A 17,190-nucleotide genomic window follows, 5' to 3' on the forward strand; every position below is an offset into this window, starting at 1 on the left:
GTCTACTCGCTGCTGACAGTCTATTGGGGAATGAAAAGGTCAGATTCTCTAGGGAGAGATTCTGACCTTTTTTATGATATGTAACTGTTTTGATTCTTCACGTTGATTCTATCAATTTTTCCATTCGAATTCAAGGGTATTTCATCAAGGAAGATAATTTTTTGAGGGCAATAATGGGGACGCATTTTCTTATGGCAAAAATCTAAAACATCGCCAGATGTGAGAGCAGGCTGATTTTTTACAATCCATGCACAGACTTTTTGTCCCCGAATTAAATCCTCAATTCCTCCGACAACGGCTTGAGCGATTCCAGGGCATTGGAGCAGAACTGCTTCTACCTGCTCTGGAATTACCTTGATCCCCCCAGTATTGATGATGCCATTCTTACGACCCAATAAATATAAATAGCCTTTCTCATCTAACCGGCCTAAATCCTCTACAGATGCTTTTGGTCGGTAGGCGGGAGCGATGTAGGGACTTTCAATCCAGATGATATCATCTTCAATTGAGATGATTACGTGAGGAAATGCCTGGCCTACGGAATCTGGACGTTCTAAAAGATCATTGGCAGTGCAGTAGCTTACATGACCCAGTTCGCTCGCACCATAGTATTCAAAGATTTTAGCTGACGGAAAGAATGATAAAAGGGATTTAAGAGTCAAAAGATCCATCTTTGCCCCGCAGGTTACTAGTGAGTGCAGCTTTGGCAGTGGCACTTTAATATGTTTAAGCAAGATTTTATAATTTGCAGGCACCATAAAAATAGCACTTATACCGCAAGACTCGATTTCTCGCACCCAGGTGCGAGGCATGTGAGTACTGGCAAACATCACAGTGCCGCCTTCAAATAGAATATGCAGGCAGGCATTCAAGTTTGCAGTATATACAAGGGAACTCACTACATAGAGAGTATCTGCACTTGAAAGCTGAAAAACCATGCTTTGACTTGGAAAAGCCCTAGTCCAGCTTTGGTGATCTCGCCATATTAACTTAGGAGTTCCAGTACTTCCCGAGCTCAAGGCCCCTAAAAAGAGATCTTCCGGGTGAATCTCTGGCAGAAATGGAGCAGAGGCGGCTGAAAGCTGAAAGCTTCCATCGATAGAAAGTGTTAACTGGTGATTGCTCATAAGACTTGCACATACTTCTTCCGAGGTGGCGGGATCGATGAAAACACAAGTACCTCCTGCTTTGACGATTCCTAAAAAATAACATAGCTGAGAAAGAGGGTCAGCAAGTTTAAGAAGAACTTTATCCCCTTTTTTTATGTGCATGGCAAGGCGGTGGGCAAGATCATCAACATGTTGTGTAAATTGCCCATAGGTAAGACGCATGTTGTTATATATGAGACAAACTTTATTTTCTGGCTTTTCATATAAACCACTATAAATCAGCATTTTTTAACACCTTTCAATCAGGGTTGCAATTCCCATGCCTCCTACGGCTCCGATCGCAGCAATTCCGTGATGCCCGTTTACTTGCTGCAAGGCTTTTACTAGGTGCAGTAAGATAATTGCTCCAGAGGCCCCATAGGGATGACCATAGGCTAAGGCACCTCCCAGCATGTTGGTCTTATCTAGACTGAAATCTAACTGACGGCAGCAGGCCAGGATTTTTACGGCAAACGCTTCATTAATTTCAAGGGCATCGATATCTTTCATCCGTAAATTGCTTTGGTGCAGAAGTTTTTGAATAGGGGCAATGGGTCCTAAGGGGAAAAGGTTGGGGTCACAGCCACAGCTTGCGGTACCAGTGATCATTGCTTGTGGTTTTAAATTATATTTTTTTAAGGCATTTGAAGAGGCTAGGAGAATTATGGCGGCTCCATCATGTTTTAAACAGGTATTTCCCGCTGTGATTTTGCCTTCTGCCTTAAAAACCGGCTGCATTCGCTCTAAGAGTTTCAGACTCATGCGGTTTCTGATACATTCATCAGAATCAACGTGTTTTCCTGCTGTTTCGATAGGAACGATGATATCCTTAAATATCTTTTTTTCTTTTGTCATAGAGGCTCTTCTATGGCTTTCAAGAGCTAATGCATCCATATCTTCACGTGAAATGGACAGAGATTCTGCAAGATATTCTGCTGCATCCCCGATTTCTGGATCACCGACTGCGGGAGTGGAGAAGGGAGCCCTTTCGTAATACACATGCTCTCCTTGAAAGCGCGGGTCAGCGGGATTGAACTGTCGTCTAGGAGCGAGACTGGTGCTTTCGACGCCTCCTGCGAGTACTAGTTCCGTTTGGCCCGATTGGATTTGGCTAACGGCCCAATTAATAGCACTTAATCCGGAACCACACTGGGTATCAACAGTAATGGCAGGAATACTATACGGCCAGCTTGCTGCAAGTACCGAAACCCTGGCAATATTACCGCCTGGACCTACCGCATTTCCCAAGATGACTTGATCAATGTCATTTGGTGATAGTCTGTATTTATGAACTATTTCATTTAAGATAATAGATGCGAGTTGCTCAGGCAGCAGATCTTTTAAAAATCCATCCGTTTTTCCTATGGGGGTTCTCAGCCCGCCAATCATATATACTGGATTCATCAGCGCAACCTGGCTTTTTGGAGTTGCCGATTCACAGCTGTGCCCACAACGGTTGCGATAAAGGCTTTAAATAAATCTCCAGGTATATAGGGAAGAGCACCGACTGTGAAAGCCTTTTCCAATCCCATGCCAGTAACAAAACCCAGCCATAGTACTCCGAAAGTATAGACAATAATGATACCACCCAGTACATTTACGAGAGCTAGACGCCATTTGTTATTGGTTTGACCCTTTAACAGGGCAATCACAATGGCTCCCACTAAGTAGCCAAGGAGATAGCCGCCTCTTGGACCGGCAATAATACCAATTCCCCCCGTCATTCCTGCAAAGACAGGCACGCCTACGGCACCAAGCAGTAGAAAGGTTAATACGCTGTAAGCGGCTTGTCTTACTGTTAGTATGCTGCCTGCCAGCATAATGGCCAGCGACTGTCCTGTGATAGGAACAGGACTAATTGGCAGTGGTATGGCGATTAGTCCGAGTACTGCGATTAAAGCTGCAAAAAGTGCTGAATAAACAAAATCAGTTACGTTATTTCTTCTAGGCATTCTTTTCCTCCATGATCAGCGTAAAAACACGTTTTAGCCGTTCTAATATTCATAACTTAAGAAAAAGTATAAATGAATCAGATCATCTAGTCAACCATGTAAATTAATAAGGTTAACTTAAATTTGTTGGATAGGACTATATCATTCTTTCAGTTGAAGATGGTATGATTTAGAGGGAATAACTGCTAGCATGGAGAATATTTTAATGAATGAATGTGTACAATATGTGCACATGTTTTAGATAAGGAGGAATAGCAGTGGAAAGACAAATCAGAGAGGTAATGCCCGAGTTTTTAGGACTTAGGGAAGCGATGGAATTATCCCGGGAGGAAAATCGGGATAATCATCGGAAATTTATCAATCCAGAGTTAGTCAATCTCATGGGGCTTTTGAATTTTGACAAGTCCTTTGTGAAAGCACAAGGGGTATCGATATGGGATAGAGAAGGCTACGAATACTTAGATTTTTTAGGGGGATATGGAGCATTAAATCTGGGGCACAATCATCCTGAAATTAATGCAGCACTCGAAGCAGTGCAGGGACTTCCTAATCTGCTGCAAGCATCTTTAAACCCCTTAGCAGGAGCATTAGGACGAAATTTAGCTTTATTCACTCCTGGAGAATTGCAGTACTCATTTTTCTGCAACAGCGGGGCAGAAGCAGTGGAAGGGGCCTTAAAGCTAGCTAGAGCCGCAACTGGACGAATTAAATTTATTTCTTGTGAGAATTCTTTTCATGGAAAATCCTTCGGGGCTTTGTCGGTAACAGGTCGGGAGAAGTATAGGAAGCCCTTTGAGCCTCTACTGCCAGGTGTAGAGTTTATTCCTTATGGAGATGCCGAGGCTCTGGAAAACGCATTATGCCACAATGATATAGCGGCTTTTATTGTAGAGCCGATTCAAGGCGAAGCAGGAATTATCGTTCCACCAGAAGGATATTTGAAAAAAGTTAGGGATATTTGCAATACTTATAATACACTGCTGATTTTGGATGAAATCCAAACTGGGTTTGGACGTACAGGAAGGTTGTTTGCCTGTGAGGAGGATAACATTGCTCCAGATATTTTATGTCTATCCAAATCATTTGGGGGCGGCTCAACGTCATTAGCTGCTTATACCACAACAGAAGAAATATGGAAAAAAGCCTATGGCAGCGTAGAAAAAGGAACACTGCATACGTCGACTTTTGGTGGAAATTCTAGGGCGGCAGCAGCCGGAATTGCTACCTTAGAAATTCTGTATAGAGATGATGTATCTCGTCAGGCTGCGGAAAAAGGAAAATATCTCATGGGCAAATTGCGGGAGCTGCAGCAGAAATATCCTTTTTTAAAAGAGGTTCGCGGCAGAGGACTTTTGATTGGGCTAGAATTTGCTCAGCCAGGCAAGGGACTGCTCAATCGATTGACTGGGGGAGCTTTAGAAAAACTAGCCAGTGAATATTTAGGCGCTATGGTAGCAGGAGAGCTTTTAAATAAGCATCGGATTATTACGGCTTATACGCTGAATAACCCGAATGTAATACGCTTAGAACCGCCTCTCATTGTCTCTTATGAGCAGCTTGATACATTACTGGCAGCATTGGAAGACGTTTTTGCTAATAATAAGAGCTTTGGCGATATGGTGCTAACCAGCAGCAAGACGATTTTGGGAGCCTTGATTGGCAGATCGTAAGTATTATTAAACCTGGAGTACTCACGAGTCATTTACGTTAATAAGCTACTAAAAAAGATACTACTTGTTCATTATGAGCAAGCAGTATCTTTTTTTAGTATTAGCCGAAATAAATCGTATGTCTAGGAAATTTAAGTAGTTTAAAAAGCAGGAGTAGTTATCTCTAACTGCATGAATCTCGTATTATTAATTTAGACTCATAATTGACATGAAATGATGTATCTGTTCTATGTTCCAATACGTTGATTATAAGCCGAAGACATTCAGCCGCCATTTTTTCAAGAGGTATCTCTACGACAGTAAGAGGTGGTGTACTGTATTGACTAGCTTCGGGACTTCCAAGACCTACAGCTATAATTTGAGAGTCTTCAGGTATTTTTATATTTTTTTTATTAAAAACATGCAGCAGACCTTGCGCAAGAGAATCTGAATCACAAAAAATAGCTTTAGGAAGATGTTTACGCTTTAAAAAAATTTCAGCAGCCAAAACACCACCTTGAATAGAGCCTTCAGTATTTATAACATTTTCATCCGAGAATTGAATACTATGTTTTATACATGTATCAATGAATCCCTGACTTCTTAGCGTCATTGCCAGGTAGGGAGCTTTAAAATGCACCAGTCCGATGTTATCTTTAATACCCTTGTTTATCAATAACATAGCTGCTTTTCTACCGACCTCAAAATTGTCTATGGTAACAGTATTGTATTGCTCTGAATAACGATTATAAAGCACAGTTGGTATTTTCGGCAAATTATTATTTAAATATTCCATGTCTGATATAGATGTATTTGCAATAATTGCAGCATTAAAAGTGTGATCGCTTTGAAGTCCTTTTTCCAAAAATAAAGAGCCACTTCTATAGGGGCAGATCACAATGTTAATGGGGTATTGATAGTTTGAAATTTCAGATTGGAATCCAGATATCAGTCTCGCTAAATAGTTAGTACGAAAGTCAGATGCCCAGTACAAGGCTATTGTATACTCCTTAGCGTTAGGGCTTCTAAGCTTTTTAGCAGAAACACTTGGTCTATAGTTAAGTGCCTTAATTGCCTCCATGATCTTGTCTTGCGTCTCAACCGATATTTTTCGATCTTTGGCTTTTCCGTTTAATATGATTGAAACCGTGGAGACCGACACTCCGGAGAGGGCTGCAACGTCTTTAATCGTAGCCATTTTAAATTACCTCTTTCTTTATAAAACTATTATATATTCTCTATTCTGCAAGATGTTAAACATTCAAGAGCGTAATACCTCTCTATAACATAAATTATATAATTATTCGTGATTTATTTTAATATTTCCTTTGATAAATCGATGTGCTGAATAAATGGAAACTAAGATCATAGAGTGATATATGATAGCACTCTATGATAAGCTCCTTATACTTATTTCTTCTATAGGAGTATGTAATGAGACTTCCAATGTGAGATCGATAAAAACATGCCTTTATAAAGTAGAATATTTAGAAAATGGTTGACAGTATATCGATATACTTATATACTGGTGTCGTTAGTATATCGATATACTTAATGGATTATGATTAGGTGAAAGGGGTAAGTTTTATGGGGAAAGTAATGAAAACAATGGATGGTAATGAAGCAGCAGCGTATATTTCTTATGCGTTCACTGAAGTAGCAACCATTTATCCAATCACGCCGTCATCTCCAATGGCAGAACATGTAGATTTATGGTCGGCAAAAGGTAAGAAGAATTTATTTGGTCAAACAGTAAGATTGGTAGAAATGCAATCGGAAGCAGGGGCAATTGGTGCTATGCACGGTTCATTAGAAGCAGGAACGTTGACAACTTCTTACACCGCATCCCAAGGTCTGCTTTTAATGATACCAACCATGTATAGATTGTCGGGACAATTGAAGCCGGGCGTACTTCATGTAACGGCACGTACAGTAGGAACGCATGCTTTTTCCATTTTTGGTGATCATTCTGATGTGATGGCTTGCAGACAAACGGGCTTTGCTATGTTATCTACAGGCAGTGTTCAAGAAGTTATGGATTTATCAGGTATTGCCCATCTTGCATCGATTGAGAGCAGTGTTCCTTTTATGCATTTCTTTGACGGATTTAGAACATCTCATGAAATTCAAAAAGTAGAATGTATTGATTATAAAGACTTGAACGGTATGTTAAATGAAGAAGCTCTGGAAGAATTCCGTAAAAATTCCTTGAATCCAGAAAGACCTGTGATGAGAAGCGGTGTAGAAAATCCAGATATTTTCTTTCAGGCAAGAGAAGCGTCCAATCCTTATTATGATAAACTACCTGGTATTGTAGAAAATTACATGAATAAAATTAATGAGCTGACAGGCAGAAATTATAAATTATTTAATTATTATGGTGCAGAAGATGCCGAATATGTAATTGTTGCTATGGGTTCTGTTAGTGGAGCCGTTCAAGAAACGGTTGATACGTTAAATAAACAGGGACAAAAAACAGGGTATCTGCAAGTTCATCTGTATAGACCATTTTCCTTAGAGCATTTCTTAAAAGATTTGCCAAGTACAGTAAAGAGAGTGACTGTATTGGATAGAACCAAGGAGCCGGGAGCACTGGGCGAGCCGTTGTATCTTGATGTTTGTTCGGCATTTATTGATAAGGCTTCAAGACCACAAATTTTTGCAGGACGCTATGGGCTATCTTCAAAAGATGTTACCCCAGCTCAAATTATCGCTGTTTATAACAATATGACAAAAGATGAGCCGAAAAATCATTTTACAGTAGGTATTCAGGATGATCTTACATACTTATCGTTAGCAGTAGGAGAAGAAATCGATCTTGCCGCAGAAGGAACCATTAGCTGTAAGTTCTGGGGACTTGGTTCAGATGGTACTGTTGGTGCCAATAAAAACTCGATTAAAATCATTGGTGATCATACAGATAAGTATGTTCAGGCTTATTTTGAGTATGATACAAAAAAATCAGGAGGTGTTACAAAATCACATTTGCGCTTTGGTAATACACCCATTCGGTCTAGCTACTATGTAAAAACTGCAGATTTTGTAGCCTGTCATAATCCTTCTTATATTGATAAATACGACATCGTAAGTGATATCAAGAAGAATGGTATCTTCCTATTAAATTGTAGCTGGAAGGGCAAGGACTTAGAAGAAAACCTGCCAGCAAGTTTAAAGAGAGCTTTGGCAAAAAAGAATATTCAGTTTTACATTATTGATGCAACCCATATTGCAAAAGAAATTGGTTTAGGGAATCGTACCAATACGATATTACAAGCCGCTTTCTTTAAATTAGCAAATGTTATTCCTGTGCCTCAGGCTATTGAATATATGAAGGCAGCAATCCTAAAGTCCTATGGTCAAAAAGGCGATAAAGTGATTCATATGAATTATGCTGCTGTTGATCAAGGCGTAATTGGTGCAGAAAAAGTTGAAGTTCCTGCATCTTGGCTTGATACCGTAGATACAGTTGTAACTGCAAATGAGAACCTGCCTGATTTTGTTAAGAATATCATGATTCCGATCAATGCCCAAAAGGGGGATGATATTCCTGTTAGTGCATTTGCTGCAATGGCAGATGGTACATTCCCCTTAGGGACATCTGCGTATGATAAGCGAGGGATTGCTGTAGATGTACCAGAGTGGATTGCCGAAAATTGCATTCAATGTAATCAGTGTTCCTATGTATGTCCGCATGCGGCTATCAGACCTTTCTTAGTTACTGAAGAAGAAGCAGAAGCAGCACCCCAGGGATATAAGTATAAAAAGGCCAATGGCGGACCTAACTTTGCAAAATATAACTATAGAATGCAAGTGGATGTATTAGATTGTTATGGCTGTGGAAGTTGCGTACAAGTTTGTCCTGCAAAAGAAAAAGCACTTATGATGAGACCGTTGGAAAGTCAAAAAGCAGAAATTGAAAACTGGAATTATTCGTTAAGACTTTCTCACAAAGAAAATCCGTTAGATAAGTTTAGTGTAAAGGGAAGTCAATTTGAACAGCCGCTTCTTGAGTTTTCCGGTGCATGTGCCGGTTGCGGCGAAACACCCTATATGAAACTGATGACACAGCTTTATGGAGATCGAATGTATGTGGCAAATGCAACTGGCTGTACACAAGCCTGGGGTGCAGCTGCACCATGTTTCCCGTATACCGTCAATAAAGATGGGCATGGTCCTGCATGGTCAAACTCTTTATTTGAAAACAATGCAGAATTTAGTTTAGGGATGTGCCTAGCAGTTCAACAGCAAAGACAAAGACTTGCTATGAAGTTAGAAGAGTTGTCAATGCTTACGAAGAATGAGGCACTCAAAGCAGCAATTAGTAAATGGCTGGAGCATATTGACGAGGGTAGCGTAAGTAAAGTCGTAAGTGATTCATTGGTGAAAGCTTTGGAGTCAGCAGATCTTAGTGACGAAGAATTAGCCTTAAAAGAATATGTATTAAACAACAAAGAACATCTTGTAAAAAAATCCCTGTGGATGTATGGGGGCGATGGCTGGGCTTATGATATTGGCTACGGCGGCTTAGATCATGTTCTGGCATCTGGAGAAGACGTTAATATTCTAGTGGTTGATACGGAAGTATATTCTAATACTGGCGGACAATCCTCAAAGGCTACTCCAATTGGTGCGGTAGCGCAATTTGCTTCATCAGGGAAAAAGATTCAGAAAAAGGATCTTGGAATGCTGGCTATGACTTATGGTTACGTCTATGTGGCACAGGTAGCAATGGGGGCTAATCAATCACAATTAGTCAAAGCATTGCAAGAAGCGGAACAATTCAAAGGACCGTCTCTTGTTATTGCCTACGCGCCATGTATTAGCCATGGTTTGACGAAGGGAATGGGGTGTGCCCAACTAGAATCAAAAAATGCTGTTGAATCTGGTTATTGGCATTTATACCGATATAACCCTGTACTTAAAAAAGAAGGCAAAAATCCATTTATACTGGATTCAAAAGAGCCAAAAGCAAGCTTTAGAGATTTCTTGATGGGAGAAGTACGATATTCATCCTTAGTGAGAAGTTTTCCTTTAGAAGCGGAAGAATTATTTACAGCCGCTGAAAAAGCTGCGAAAGAAAAATACGAAGTTTATAAAGAATTGGCAGCAAAGAAATAAATAAGCTATGAGGATGTAGAAACCTACATCCTCATAGAAATAAAGAATAGTATGAGGTAACTCAATGATAAAAAATTTTGAAGAAATTATCAAAGCAGCAAAGCTAAAGGGACCGAAAACGATTGCAGTAGCAGTAGCTCAAGACCTGGAAGTACTGCTTGCAGTAAAAAATGCAAAAGAATTAGGAATTGCTAATGCTATATTAGTTGGAAATGAAGCAGAAATTAGGCAAATAGCTCAAGATAATCATATCGACCTGAATGGTTTTACCATTATAGGACAAAAGGATAATATTGAAGCATGCCGAACGGCAGTGCAGCTTGTTTCAAGAGGTGACGCTCAGGTTCTGATGAAAGGGTTGGTTGATACAGCTATTATTCTTAAGTCTGTACTTGATAAAGAAATTGGTCTTAGAACTGATAATGTACTTTCGCATGTTGCTGTAGCCGATATAGATGGCTATGACCGATTATTTTATATTACAGATGCAGCAATGAATATTGCACCAGACCTGAATACAAAAAAACAAATTGTTGAAAATTCGGTTCAAGTTGCCAATGCGTTAGGTAATGAAAATCCTAAGGTAGCATGCATTTGTGCTGTTGAGAAAGTAAATTCTAAAATGCAAGCTACTGCTGATGCGGCAGAATTGGTAAGAATGAATAAAACTGATGAGTTAAAGGGCTGTGTGGTTGGAGGTCCTCTGGCATTGGATAATGCAATATCAATTGAGGCTTCCAGACATAAAGGGATTACAAATCCCGTGGCAGGACATGCTGATATCTTGCTCATGCCCTTTATTGAAGCGGGTAATATGCTTTATAAATCCATTGTTTTTTTTGCCAGAGGTAATTTGGCAGGGATTATTGTAGGTGCAAAAGCCCCTATTGTCTTAACCTCCAGAGCTGACTCGGATATTGCAAAACTAAATTCGATTGCCATCGGCATTTTAATGGCAAGTCGCTATGAGGAGAAATGCCATGAAAAATAAGTTTAGAGTGCTAGCTATTAACCCTGGATCAACATCTACTAAAATTGCAGTTTATGACAACGAAGAACTTCTTTTTGAGCAGGTAGTGCGATATTCCAATGAAGAACTTGCACCATTTTCGAGTGTAATTGAGCAATATGAATTTAGAAAAAACGGAATTCTTCAAATGTTGCACGAAAGAGATGTATCCATCGAGAGTCTTGATGCTGTAGTAGGGCGCGGTGGACTTTTAAAGCCTATTGCAGGCGGTACCTATGCAGTTAATGATGCCATGCTGACAGCTTTGCGCCTGGCAGAACGAGGTGAGCATGCATCCAATTTAGGTGGTGTTATTGCCAAGGAAATTGCAAACAAACAGAATATTCCTTCCTACATAGTAGATCCTGTTGTTGTTGATGAACTTGCTGATATCGCAAGAATCTCTGGTTTGCCTGGCTATGATCGATTAAGCACATTCCATGCTTTAAATCAAAAAGCGGTTGCAAGGAAAATTTCAAAAGAAATAGGTAAATCCTATGAAGCAGCAAATTTAATTATTGCACACATGGGTGGGGGGATTACTGTCGGAGTGCATCAAGGCGGACAAGTTATTGACGTGAATGATGGTTTGTATGGTGAAGGGCCTTTTTCTCCCGAAAGGACAGGGGGGTTACCAACAGGACATATGCTTGCCCTTTGTTTTTCCGGGAAATATACCCTTAGTGAGGTTAAGAAAATCATTGCTGGTAAGGGTGGATTAGTAGCATATCTGGGGACAAATGATGGCAGAGAAGTTGGAAAAATGGTGGAAGCTGGCGATGCGAAAGCAAAACTGGTATATGAAGCAATGGCATACCAGATTGCAAAAGAAATAGCGGCTGATGCTGCGGTTTTATGCGGTAGAGTCGATGCTATTGTCTTAACTGGCGGACTGGCGTATGACAAAATGCTTGTAAAAATGATTTCTGAACGCGTACGATTTATTGCTGAAGTCAAAATAGTTCCAGGAGAACACGAAATGATTGCTCTTACAGAGGGGGCACTGCGAGTCCTAAGAGGGGAAGAACAAGCCAAAGAATATAAGTAAAATTGTACGTTATAGTAGAATGTGCCATATTGGTGAAATACTTGTGGTAGAGGTGAAACAAATGGTAATAGGTAAAGAAATATTAGCTCGGGCAGCTAATGCAATGAACGTGAAAAGTAAGGAAACCATTCAAGTCGCAATTGATTATTGCATTATTAATGATGCTGTATCAAATTTGAGTATTGACTACCTTTGTGATGAGGATAGTATTTTTGATAAAAACAAAGTAGCAGTGATTATTGATCATGATACTCCCAGTGGATCAGAAGCCGTCTCTATCATACAAAGAAAGCTGATTAACTTTGCAAAGAAATATGACACTATCTATCATGAGGGTGAAGGCGTTGGCTATCAATTGATGCTCGACCACTATGTGAAAGATGGACAAATTATCGCGGGCTGTGGTGAACATATTTCTGTTTTGGGTGCTGTAGGGGCTATCGCTTTTAAAGTTAGTCCGAGGAGATTAGCAGAAGTAGTAAAAAGCGGAATATTGGAAATGAAAGTTCCAGAATTTATAAAAATTGAATTTTCCGGAAATTTGTCTCCAGGTGTGTATGCAAAAGATCTTATCTTACATGTTATTAAAGATGTAGGAACAACAAAATTAGCTGGAAAAATACTTGAGTTTACAGGAGAGGCTTTACAAGCGCTTACGCTTAATGACAGAATTACCATTTGCAATTTGGCAGGAAAAACAAATGCGGCCAGTGCAGTTGTAAATCTTAGTGAGTCTTCTAACGGTGATGAATATGGAGCAACTTATCAATATGATTTAGGCTTGGTTAAACCGTCTATTGCGACCCCGGGAAGCTATGATAATATTCTTGAAGTTGATCAAGTAGGGAATATTAAGGTAAACGAAGTATTTATAGGCGGTTGCTCAGGAGGACGAATTGAAGATTTGCGGCTTGCAGCAAAAATAATTAAGGGGCGCAAGGTGTCAAAAGGTATCCGCTTGATGGTGGCACCAATAACAAGCAGTGTTTATGTTCAAGCACTTAGAGAAGGACTAATTACTGAATTTATCGATGCTGGTGCTGTTATCATGAACCAAGGCTGCAGTGTATGCTGGGGAAAATCCCAAGGAATTATTGATGCTGATGAAGTTCTGGTTTCAGCTGGATCCTTTAATTGCATGGGATGTGCGGGAGCAAAAAATGCAAAAATATATATTTCATCAGCGGTAACAGCAGCAGAAAGCTCCATTACAGGCATAATTTCTCAGGCCAGAATCAGATAAAAAGGAGGTGGAAGTATGCAACGAAATTTTGAAGGTAAAATATGGAAGTTTGGAAATGATATTGATACAGATATTATCATACCGACCCAACATCTTTCCTTACCGACTATGGAAGAAATGAAAAAATATACTTTTGAACCTTTAAGGCCTGAGTTAGCAGATTTAATTGCGCCTGGTGACATCATTGTAGCAGGTAAAAATTTCGGCTGTGGCTCTTCGAGGGAACAAGCGCCGGAAGTACTGTGCGCCCTCAAAATAAAGTGTATTATTGCAAAATCTTTTGCAAGAATCTTTTTTAGAAATGCAATCAATAATGGACTGCTTTTAATTGAGAGTGCAGATTTGGCGGATCATTGTGAAGAAGGCGATATGGTGATGGTAGACATTAATAATAAGTTGATTTGTAATGGGAAAGAATTTGCAATTCCTGCAATGCCCGAAAATTTATTCACGATTATTGAAGATGGCGGTTTAGTTAAAAGTATGAAAAAAAGAAATCAAATCCTAGTGTAGGAGGTGTGATATGGGATATACATTAGCAGAAAAAATTCTTATGCGTAATGCAAAAATAAAATCTTGTAGACCAGGAGATATTGTAATAACTAAGCCCGATATGGTTATGTTTCACGATATTTATACACCATTTGTTTATGATAAATTTAAGGAAATGGGCTTTACTAGGGTATGGGACAAAAGTAAGATTGCGATTATGTTAGACCATTTATTGCCTACCTGCTTAAAGGATGATCCGAGGCATTTGAGGTATGGTTACAAATTTGCTGAAGAATTTGATATTGACAACTTCCACGCAGCAGAAGGAATTAGCCACCAGTTAATTCCTGAACTACGGTATGCGAAACCGGGAAATGTTGTGTATGTGACAGATTCTCATACCACAACCTACGGTGCCGTTAGCTGTTTTTCAACGGGAATTGGCTATACTGAAATGGCATCTATTCTAGGTACTGGGGAATTATGGGCTAGAATTCCTAGCGCCATCAAAATTCAAATTGATGGAACACTGCCGCAAGGCGTTTATGCAAAGGACATTATTTTACGGATTTTAGGTGATCTCAAAGCCGATGGGGGAACTTATAAATCTTTGGAGTTTTGCGGGACAACTGTTGATGAGCTTAGTATCGATTCTAGACTTACGATTTCCAATATGGCTGTTGAATGTGGTGCTAAAGCCGGATTATTTGCAGTTGATCAAAAAACGGCAGAATACAGTGGTGTAAATTATGAAGATGTAAAATGGATTTGCTTTGATGAAGATGCAGAATATGAGAGCATAATGCATTATACGGCGGAAGATTTTGTTCCTTATATCGCTTGTCCTCCTTATGTTGACAATGTACATCCTATTACAGAGGTGCAGGATGTAGAGGTACATGAAGTATTTATCGGCTCCTGCACGAATGGCAGACTGGAAGATTTAGCGATAGCTGCTAACATCCTGAAGGACAAAAAAGTCAGTAAATTTGTAAAGTTTATTGTAACACCTGCTTCAATAAAAATCTTTAAAGATGCAATAGACGCGGGCTATATTGAAATCTTAGTAAAAGCCGGAGCAATGGTGACGCATCCCTATTGTTCGTTATGTCAAGGGAGAAGCAGCGGGCTTATGGCTGAAAACGAAGTTCTGTTAGGAACGAATAATCGAAATTTCTTAGGCCGTATGGGGAGTGCTAAGGCTAAAACGTATTTAAGTTCACCTGCGGTAGCAGCAGCTTCTGCCATCACAGGGAAAATCACCGATCCGAGAGTTTTTAAATTTTAAAGAAGTGAGAGGGGAAAATAAAATGAAATTTTTATTCAGAAAAGTACCGGCGGCCATCATGATTATACCAATGTTTGTTTCCGTAATCATTAACACGTTGTTCCCAAATTTAGTGAATATGGGAAGTCTTACGACGGCTCTTTTTTCGAAGTCAGCTGTAGTTCCGTTAACAGGAGCCATTCTATTTTTTGCAGGTACACAATTAAAAATAAAAGAAGCTCCAGCAGCTATTAAACGTGGTGGGGTGTTGCTGGCTGCAAAATTTGCAGCAGGATATATAGGAGTTATGGTAATAACGGGCATATTCGGGCATGGAGGATTATTCGGAATTTCAACGCTAGCAATGTTTGCAGCGATTTTGAGTTCTAATGGTGCAATCTATCTTGCAATCACTGGTGAATATGGAGATCAGGCTGATTTAGGAGCATACAGTATGCTTTCGATTAAAGATGGTCCTTTTTTAACCTTATTAGCATTAGGGGCTTCAGGCGCTTCTAGTATCCCGGTTCATCAATTACTTGCAGCTGTATTTCCTATGATAGTTGGTATTATTTTAGGGAATTTATACGAAGAAGTGCAAAAATATTTTAAAGCCGGAGCACATGCACTGATTCCTCTGATTGGCTTCTCAATCGGTGCTTCATTAGACGTTAAACTGATGTTTCAGGCAGGAGCTAGCGGGATTTTATTAGGATGTATCGTTATGATGATTAGTGGGTTAATATTAATTTCTGTAGATAAACTTGTCTTGAGACGGCCAGGGTACGCAGGGGCAGCTTTGTCATGTACTGCAGGCAGCGCAGTAGCAACCCCGGCTATTGTAGCGGGAGTAGTTCCTAGCTTGCAAGGTGAAGCAGTAATTGCATCTGTGCAAATTGCAGCAGCTGTTATTGTTACAGCAATTTTATGCCCTATGTTAACTGCATGGACGATTCGAAAATGGGGAGCTCCCAAATGTGACGCTATAGGTCAATAAGAGTGATGCATTATAGTAGCGAAAATACTTAGCACAATAGTAGTTAGAAATATGGATTTAAGTTCATGTTGATAGTACATTAAAATGAAATTTTTATTGTCTTACTGGTCTGGTTAGATGAAGACATTACCAGTGAAACAATGAGCTTTTAAGTTTAACCAACAAGGCTTTTGGAAAGATCCAGGGGCAGGTCATTCAGCGGTTTATCATTAAAATATGCTGCGTTTATATCGAGTTATATTTCATCCCAGAATGGAGGTTTCTATGGAGCTTAAGACTCATGCAATGCCATTACTATTATCATCTGAGATGATAGAGGAATTCAGTCAACTTAGTACTACCTTGATCAGTGATGCCATGGCAGGTACTGGTGTTATGGATTATAAAATCAAGTCAATTAAGCCTGGTGTTAAATTGGCAGGAACAGCTTTTACGGTAGACACAAAGGAGGGAAGCGCATTAGCAGTGATAGCTGCTGTTGCGCTTGCCCAGCAGGGGCACATCCTAGTTATAAGCGGTAAGGGCGAAGCTAGTAATGCAGTTATTGGAGATATGCTAGTGAAAACAGCTTTAAAGAGTGGCATCTCAGGTATTGTAGTGGATGGCTTAGTACGAGATGTTAGTGTGTTGCGTGACATGGACATGCCGTTGTTTGCGATAGGTGCAGTACCGTCAGCAGCAAAGAAAAACGGTCATGGTGAATTAAATAGTCCTATAGTATGTGGTGGTATTTCTGTCAAACCGGGTGATTTGATTGTGGGCGATGACGATGGAGTGGTAGTAGTACCTTCTCATGCAATGTATGATGTTTTATTGGCAGCAAAGGCTAAGCTTGCTTCTGAAGAGCAGCGAATCCAAGATATTGATAATGGTCTTTTAGTGCCTGAATGGTTGAAGAAGCTGCTATAAAGACTAATACTGAAAAGTAGTTGACGTTATTTTTAATGCGAAGTAAAGGAAAAGGGAGCTGTCTCAAAATAGGTTTTTAAAACCTATTTGAGATAGCTCTTTCTTTGTATCCCTAACCGAATAGGGTATTTTCTCTTTTTTGCGAATTAAGTGGAGTAAAGTAGGCATAGCAAAGCTAGAGGAGCATTATGCCCCTCATAAATTGCTGTGCCTGCAACCTTTTAGGCGGTCTTTTTTTCGTGTAGCATTTTTCCGCACCGTTGTTGCTGTATTTTGTTATGTAGTTTATTTAAGTTATAGCCCATCGCCAAGAACAAGAATTCAGTCCTAACGCTTTGCTTGCCACGCAGCAAGAATC

General features: G+C 39.8%; 13 protein-coding genes. 9 read left to right on the forward strand and 4 right to left on the reverse strand.

Going from position 1 to position 17,190, the window contains the following annotated elements; all coding sequences use genetic code 11:
* Positions 1-71: 71 nt before the first annotated feature.
* The 3 genes from BMZ99_RS16950 to BMZ99_RS16960 are packed head-to-tail and all read right to left on the reverse strand — an operon-like array spanning position 72 to position 3,100.
* On the reverse strand, positions 72-1,394 hold the full coding sequence (locus tag BMZ99_RS16950) for a class I adenylate-forming enzyme family protein (protein ID WP_090939924.1): 1,323 nt from the start codon (positions 1,392-1,394) through the stop codon (positions 72-74).
* A gap of 3 nt (positions 1,395-1,397) precedes the next feature.
* A complete protein-coding gene (locus BMZ99_RS16955; protein ID WP_090939927.1) occupies positions 1,398-2,552 on the reverse strand; it encodes a thiolase family protein in 1,155 nt (384 codons plus the stop codon).
* Positions 2,552-3,100, reverse strand: coding sequence for a biotin transporter BioY (locus BMZ99_RS16960; protein WP_090939930.1), 549 nt, complete (start codon positions 3,098-3,100; stop codon positions 2,552-2,554). The genes BMZ99_RS16955 and BMZ99_RS16960 overlap by 1 nt, the downstream gene beginning before the upstream one ends.
* 257 nt (positions 3,101-3,357) lie before the next feature.
* On the opposite strand from BMZ99_RS16960, the gene BMZ99_RS16965 reads away from it, so the two are divergent.
* On the forward strand, positions 3,358-4,770 hold the full coding sequence (locus BMZ99_RS16965; protein WP_090939933.1) for an aspartate aminotransferase family protein: 1,413 nt from the start codon (positions 3,358-3,360) through the stop codon (positions 4,768-4,770).
* A 163-nt stretch (positions 4,771-4,933) separates the two neighbouring features.
* On the opposite strand, the gene BMZ99_RS16970 is transcribed toward BMZ99_RS16965, so the two are convergent.
* The gene (locus BMZ99_RS16970; protein WP_090939936.1) at positions 4,934-5,947 is read right to left on the reverse strand and encodes a substrate-binding domain-containing protein; all 1,014 of its coding nucleotides are present in this window, start codon (positions 5,945-5,947) and stop codon (positions 4,934-4,936) included.
* Between the two features lie 389 nt (positions 5,948-6,336).
* On the opposite strand from BMZ99_RS16970, the gene nifJ reads away from it, so the two are divergent.
* The 8 genes from nifJ to BMZ99_RS17010 all read left to right on the forward strand — a co-directional run bounded on the left by nifJ (position 6,337) and on the right by BMZ99_RS17010 (position 16,832).
* A complete protein-coding gene (gene nifJ / locus BMZ99_RS16975; protein ID WP_090939939.1) occupies positions 6,337-9,867 on the forward strand; it encodes a pyruvate:ferredoxin (flavodoxin) oxidoreductase in 3,531 nt (1,176 codons plus the stop codon).
* Positions 9,868-9,931: 64 nt separating this feature from the next.
* On the forward strand, positions 9,932-10,858 hold the full coding sequence (locus BMZ99_RS16980; RefSeq protein WP_090939942.1) for a phosphate butyryltransferase: 927 nt from the start codon (positions 9,932-9,934) through the stop codon (positions 10,856-10,858).
* Positions 10,848-11,924 carry a butyrate kinase gene (gene buk / locus BMZ99_RS16985; protein ID WP_090939945.1) on the forward strand — a complete coding sequence of 359 codons (1,077 nt, stop codon included), beginning with the start codon at positions 10,848-10,850 and terminating at the stop codon, positions 11,922-11,924. Before BMZ99_RS16980 ends, buk begins: the two co-directional genes overlap by 11 nt.
* 19 nt (positions 11,925-11,943) lie before the next feature.
* Positions 11,944-13,167: an aconitase family protein gene (locus BMZ99_RS16990; RefSeq protein ID WP_090939947.1), complete on the forward strand. Its 1,224-nt coding sequence runs from the start codon at positions 11,944-11,946 to the stop codon at positions 13,165-13,167.
* Positions 13,168-13,182: 15 nt separating this feature from the next.
* Positions 13,183-13,680: a LeuD/DmdB family oxidoreductase small subunit gene (locus BMZ99_RS16995; RefSeq protein WP_090939950.1), complete on the forward strand. Its 498-nt coding sequence runs from the start codon at positions 13,183-13,185 to the stop codon at positions 13,678-13,680.
* 10 nt (positions 13,681-13,690) lie between these two features.
* The gene (locus tag BMZ99_RS17000) at positions 13,691-14,947 is read left to right on the forward strand and encodes an aconitase/3-isopropylmalate dehydratase large subunit family protein (RefSeq protein ID WP_090939952.1); all 1,257 of its coding nucleotides are present in this window, start codon (positions 13,691-13,693) and stop codon (positions 14,945-14,947) included.
* A 22-nt stretch (positions 14,948-14,969) separates the two neighbouring features.
* Positions 14,970-15,923 (forward strand): 2-keto-3-deoxygluconate permease, encoded by a 954-nt coding sequence (locus BMZ99_RS17005; RefSeq protein ID WP_090939955.1) that lies wholly within the window; start codon positions 14,970-14,972, stop codon positions 15,921-15,923.
* A gap of 264 nt (positions 15,924-16,187) precedes the next feature.
* Entirely contained in the window at positions 16,188-16,832 is a 645-nt protein-coding gene (locus BMZ99_RS17010) for an RraA family protein (protein ID WP_175490593.1), read from the forward strand.
* The last annotated feature ends 358 nt before the right edge of the window (positions 16,833-17,190 follow it).

It is taken from the genome of Pelosinus propionicus DSM 13327, assembly GCF_900114615.1.
Taxonomy (GTDB): Bacteria; Bacillota; Negativicutes; order DSM-13327; family DSM-13327; genus Pelosinus; species Pelosinus propionicus.

Bases quoted from the DNA above. Each gene is read 5' to 3' on its own strand.
- BMZ99_RS16950 (WP_090939924.1), bottom strand. From the start codon at position 1,394: ATGCTGATTTATAGTGGTTTATATGAAAAGCCAGAAAATAAAGTTTGT.
- BMZ99_RS16955 (WP_090939927.1), bottom strand. From the start codon at position 2,552: ATGAATCCAGTATATATGATTGGCGGGCTGAGAACCCCCATAGGAAAA.
- BMZ99_RS16960 (WP_090939930.1), bottom strand. From the start codon at position 3,100: ATGCCTAGAAGAAATAACGTAACTGATTTTGTTTATTCAGCACTTTTT.
- BMZ99_RS16970 (WP_090939936.1), bottom strand. From the start codon at position 5,947: ATGGCTACGATTAAAGACGTTGCAGCCCTCTCCGGAGTGTCGGTCTCC.
- nifJ (WP_090939939.1), top strand. From the start codon at position 6,337: ATGGGGAAAGTAATGAAAACAATGGATGGTAATGAAGCAGCAGCGTAT.
- BMZ99_RS16980 (WP_090939942.1), top strand. From the start codon at position 9,932: ATGATAAAAAATTTTGAAGAAATTATCAAAGCAGCAAAGCTAAAGGGA.
- buk (WP_090939945.1), top strand. From the start codon at position 10,848: ATGAAAAATAAGTTTAGAGTGCTAGCTATTAACCCTGGATCAACATCT.
- BMZ99_RS16990 (WP_090939947.1), top strand. From the start codon at position 11,944: ATGTGCCATATTGGTGAAATACTTGTGGTAGAGGTGAAACAAATGGTA.
- BMZ99_RS16995 (WP_090939950.1), top strand. From the start codon at position 13,183: ATGCAACGAAATTTTGAAGGTAAAATATGGAAGTTTGGAAATGATATT.
- BMZ99_RS17000 (WP_090939952.1), top strand. From the start codon at position 13,691: ATGGGATATACATTAGCAGAAAAAATTCTTATGCGTAATGCAAAAATA.
- BMZ99_RS17005 (WP_090939955.1), top strand. From the start codon at position 14,970: ATGAAATTTTTATTCAGAAAAGTACCGGCGGCCATCATGATTATACCA.
- BMZ99_RS17010 (WP_175490593.1), top strand. From the start codon at position 16,188: ATGGAGCTTAAGACTCATGCAATGCCATTACTATTATCATCTGAGATG.